The sequence below is a fragment of the Vibrio sp. genome (assembly GCF_038138445.1).
Lineage (GTDB): Bacteria > Pseudomonadota > Gammaproteobacteria > Enterobacterales > Vibrionaceae > Vibrio.
In genome coordinates this window covers 29668-33866 of the sequence record NZ_JAYQDQ010000043.1, presented here as the reverse complement: position 1 = coordinate 33866, position 4199 = coordinate 29668, and the positions used below count along the sequence as shown (strand labels likewise).

Here is a 4199-nt window from a genome sequence, read left to right as displayed (position 1 = left end):
CTGATGGGATCATTCAATTGATCTGCCGATTAATGTTTAACTGATCGGCATTAGTCTTTAACACTGCGTTTTTGTTTCTATGGTTTAGGTATGGGGGCTCGCCACTTTTTCCACGAGTCTTCTGGCGTTGAGTTTAAAAAGAAAGACTGACCTTGCTCTGCCATAGGTTGAAGAGGGACATTATCTGGTGTAGAGAAGGTGATACCGCCTTTTATGATACTATCTATTGTGCCAGCTTTGATATTAGCGCCGCCAAGACCAATAGAAACATCAACACCAGAAGTATTCCAGAATACGCTATTTGATCTAACCAAATAAGCGTATTGCGGGGAGATTGAAATTGTGGATACCACGCGATCAGCAAATTCACCAAGATCAACTTGAATCACACGTCCAACTTCCATTTCCCGGAAAAGTACAGGGGTACCAATGGTTACTGCTCCAAGAGTTTCGCTTTGTAGTGTAAAGGGAATTCCATCGGTATTTGACGGTTGCTTATGTAGGCTAAACTTGAATGTCGCTTTTCCATTACCGGGCTTTACATTGATTGCTGGAGCCCAGAAGTTTTGTAAGTTTTTAACTCCGCTTAACCCTAAAGTCGGTTGTGCAATCCAAAAATAGCTGTTCTCTTTAGCGAGAATATCGGCATACTCTGGCAGTAAACGGAGCTTAATTATCATCGTTTCACGTTTGAAATCTGGGGTAACAGATACCGCTTCACCTACGTTTATGCCATTGTATTTAACACTGGTTCCTCTGGAAATATGATTTTCACCCTTAGCCACTAAAGTGATAGTACGGCCATATTTTCTTGCGGCTTTGAAACTATCGTATAGCAGCCATTTGTTTCCGCTTATATTTTCTACACCAGGAATGGAGTCAAATGCAATGCTGCCTTGTATTAGTGATTTTAGTGGAGCAGCCTTAACATTTATACCATGGAGACCTGCATCGACCTCGACACCAGAGTAGTTCCAAAATACAGTATCTTTAGTCAATAAATGTTGATATTGTTTCTCTATACTTGCTTTTACTTCAACACCGTCTCCCACAAGGTTGAAATCTGAGACACGACCGACTGTCAAGTTTTTATATAGTAGGGGACTACCTTTATTTATTGGCGGTAATTGTTCAGCAAACAGGGTGATGGTTTCAGAGCCAGAAACATTATATTGAGCTAATTCAGCAAGTGACTGACTCGGGTAAAGAGTGTATTGTTTGTTCGGAGTATTACTTCCTTCACTCGTAAAGCTGATTGATCCCGTAAGTAGCTGCTTTGCGGGGGGAACCGAAACATGAAGGCCTGATTCTGTCAGTTCTGCAGTCGCACTACCAGTGACATAGAATCGATTCTGTGACTTTATGAGTGATGAATAGTCCTTGTCGATATGTAAGTCTATGTGAACTTTATTTTTAACTAACGAAACTTTCGTTACTTCTCCAACTGAGATGCCTTTAAAAAGTACGTTTACCCCAACATCAAGACCGAAGGAATTATCTGCTATTAGCGTAATAAAGGTCGAATTTGACTGTTTCTGATGAAATTCGTCTTTACTAAGAGCGTTAAAATAACGTGACCTCTCCTTTCCCAGGAATTAAAGTTAAGTAATTGCCTTTCAATAAGTTAGTGACATTTTCGATACCAGAAAGTGACACTTTTGCCTCTTTTAAAATGAAATGGCTGCCTGTTGTTAACATGTCAGAAAACAGAGGCTCTATGGCTGCTAGGGCAACGATGTCCTTTCGTCCGTTACTAAATTGCAAGTCAGTGATTTGGCCGATAGCGATGCCACGATACATAATAGGAGCACCCGCTGGGCTTATGTTGTTATTATCTGGTAGAGTTATCTTTATCGGTATTCCTCGACCCGCCGTCTTCAGATCCGGATAAAGCTTAAATCGACTATTGTCAGCGACAGGTTCTCCTCCGTCAGGGGAGTCCACTGAAATTGAGCCGCCAATCAAGGAGCTTAGGCTATCTAATTTTAGATCTACGCCATGGATACCTAGAGTCGCCCCTAAGCCGCTAACATTCCAAAACCTGCTTTCATCGGTGATAATACTTCTGTATTCATCCTGAATTGAGGCATGAATAAGAACATTTTTTTCATTTCCATCCAATTGATAACTATACACTTCCCCAATAGGAATCTTTCTATAAACAATTTGTGAGCCTATAGAAATTCCCCCTAGGTCATCTGCTCGGAGCGTAATATTGAGGCCGCTAGGAGCCCGGATATCGGCCGGTGGGTGCTCTAAAGCAGAGAATCGTTTTTCAGGTTTAGAAGGCTTAGCACTGGGTTGAATAGCAATATAGTTACCCGATACCAGCGCATCAAGGCCCGATATGCCAGATAAGCTTGCGGTCGGTTTGACCATCCAGAATAGCGTGCCTTGTGAAAGTAGTTTAGTTGCTTCGGGGTAAATATCGGCCTCAACATAAATGTTGCTTAGGTCGTCTGACAGCTTGATATCACGAACCATACCCACTTCGAGTCCATGATAGCGTATGGTAGTTCGGCCCGCGACTAGGCCTTGCGCATCAGAGAAGTGAATTTGAATACGTTCGCCAGCATCCTCTACCGCCTTTAGTACTAACCAACCAGCCAAAATTAACGCCAGTACTGGAAGCAACCACAAAGGCGATAATCTTTTATTACCTTTGACATCAGGTGAGTAAGACGGCGAGTTTTGAGTTGAATTAGCCATTTGATATTTCTTCTCTTCGGTCGGTTTTGAGATTCACGGAGCGCTCATCCCAAATAAGCCTAGGATCAAGGCTTTCTGCTGCAAACATAGTAAATAAAACAACGAGACCAAATGCAACCGCGCCAAAACCTGGGGTAAAGTTGAGTAGTTGGCCACGGTCAATTACTGTCATCATGATACAAATCACAAACAGGTCCATCATTGACCATCGCCCAATCCATTTAATAATGAAATAAATGACCATTCTTTGGCGACGACGCAAAGTTCGTTTGAATTGAATTGATAGCAGCAAATAGGTAAGTCCCAAAATTTTTACTACAGGTACTGCTATGCTGGCAATGAAAATTATCAGTGCGATTCCCCACATGCCGCTTTTTACTAGTGATGCTACACCTGAAAATATAGTGTCTTCAATCCGTCGTCCATTAGTTATTAGGATAGATATAGGAATCAGATTTGCTGGGAAAACAGCAATGCTTGCTGCAATAACATATGCCCACGTTGTTTGGATAGAATGCGGCTTGCGTCGAGAAATAGGTTTTTGGCAGCGAACGCAAAAGTCGCCATGTGGTTGCGAAAGGTGACAATGAAGGCAATGAAGTTCTTTCTTGTTAAAATCATAGTATCGCTCTGGGTTATATTTTTCCCAGTAACTATAGATGCTAACTCGTGTAACAAGTAGCACTGTCATACACTGTAGCATGATAAATCCATATAGACCTGCACCAACATGAATATCTGAATAGTCTTGGAGCTTAAAGCAAGAAATCGCAATACTTACCAGAAAAACGTCGATCATTACCCAAACTTTAATTTGTTTGATAGTGTACAACGCATATTTTAAAGTCTTAAACTGGTTGGCTTTCAGTGCTATATGGGCAGCTAGAACAGACAAACAAAGCATAAATGGTGCAATGGAACTACAAAAAAATATGAGCAACGAGAGGAAGACAAACCCTTCATCAAACAGAGTAAAAACCCCTGATGGTAAGGTGGCTGGTATCATAACACCGAACAACCGGATGCTTATAAAAGGAAAAAAATGGGAGGGCACATACAGTAAAAGGCATGCAACGGCTAATGCTAAGTTGCCAGACAGAGAAGGGGAGCCTCCTCTATATAAATGTGTACCACAGCGTGGACAATAGGCACTTTTTCCTCTTTCTAATCTAATAGAAGTGATGGGGAGTTCGCAGCCGTGACACAAGCGAATATGTGATATATTCGGCTTTAAGCCCTTTTTGGTATCAGTAATTGGAGGACACATCATTGCCTCCTATCACAAGTGTATAGGGTTAATTTACACGTGAGACTGAACATTTCCATATAAAGTTTGATATAAGCCTTCTTGTTTAACCAACTCAACATGTGTTCCTGCCTGCGCCACTTGTCCATCTTCTAAAACATAGATCAAATCAGCTTGCTTAACTGCAGATAAACGATGAGCAACGATTAAGGTAGTTCTGCCATCCAAGAATCATTACTAATAC

At 41.5% G+C, this 4199-nt stretch carries 1 protein-coding gene and 2 pseudogenes; all 3 read right to left on the bottom strand.

The window, feature by feature from the left end; all coding sequences use genetic code 11:
* Positions 1-77: 77 nt before the first annotated feature.
* Positions 78-2709, bottom strand: a pseudogene (locus AAFM34_RS12340) (MlaD family protein).
* A complete protein-coding gene (locus AAFM34_RS12335; RefSeq protein WP_341663227.1) occupies positions 2702-3976 on the bottom strand; it encodes a paraquat-inducible protein A in 1275 nt (424 codons plus the stop codon). Before AAFM34_RS12335 ends, AAFM34_RS12340 begins: the two are co-directional and overlap by 8 nt.
* Before the next feature lie 33 nt (positions 3977-4009).
* Positions 4010-4199, bottom strand: a pseudogene (locus AAFM34_RS12330) (ABC transporter ATP-binding protein); the annotation flags it as partial.

Excerpts from the sequence above, each read along its gene's own strand:
- AAFM34_RS12335 (WP_341663227.1), bottom strand. The coding sequence starts at position 3,976 with ATGTGTCCTCCAATTACTGATACCAAAAAGGGCTTAAAGCCGAATATA.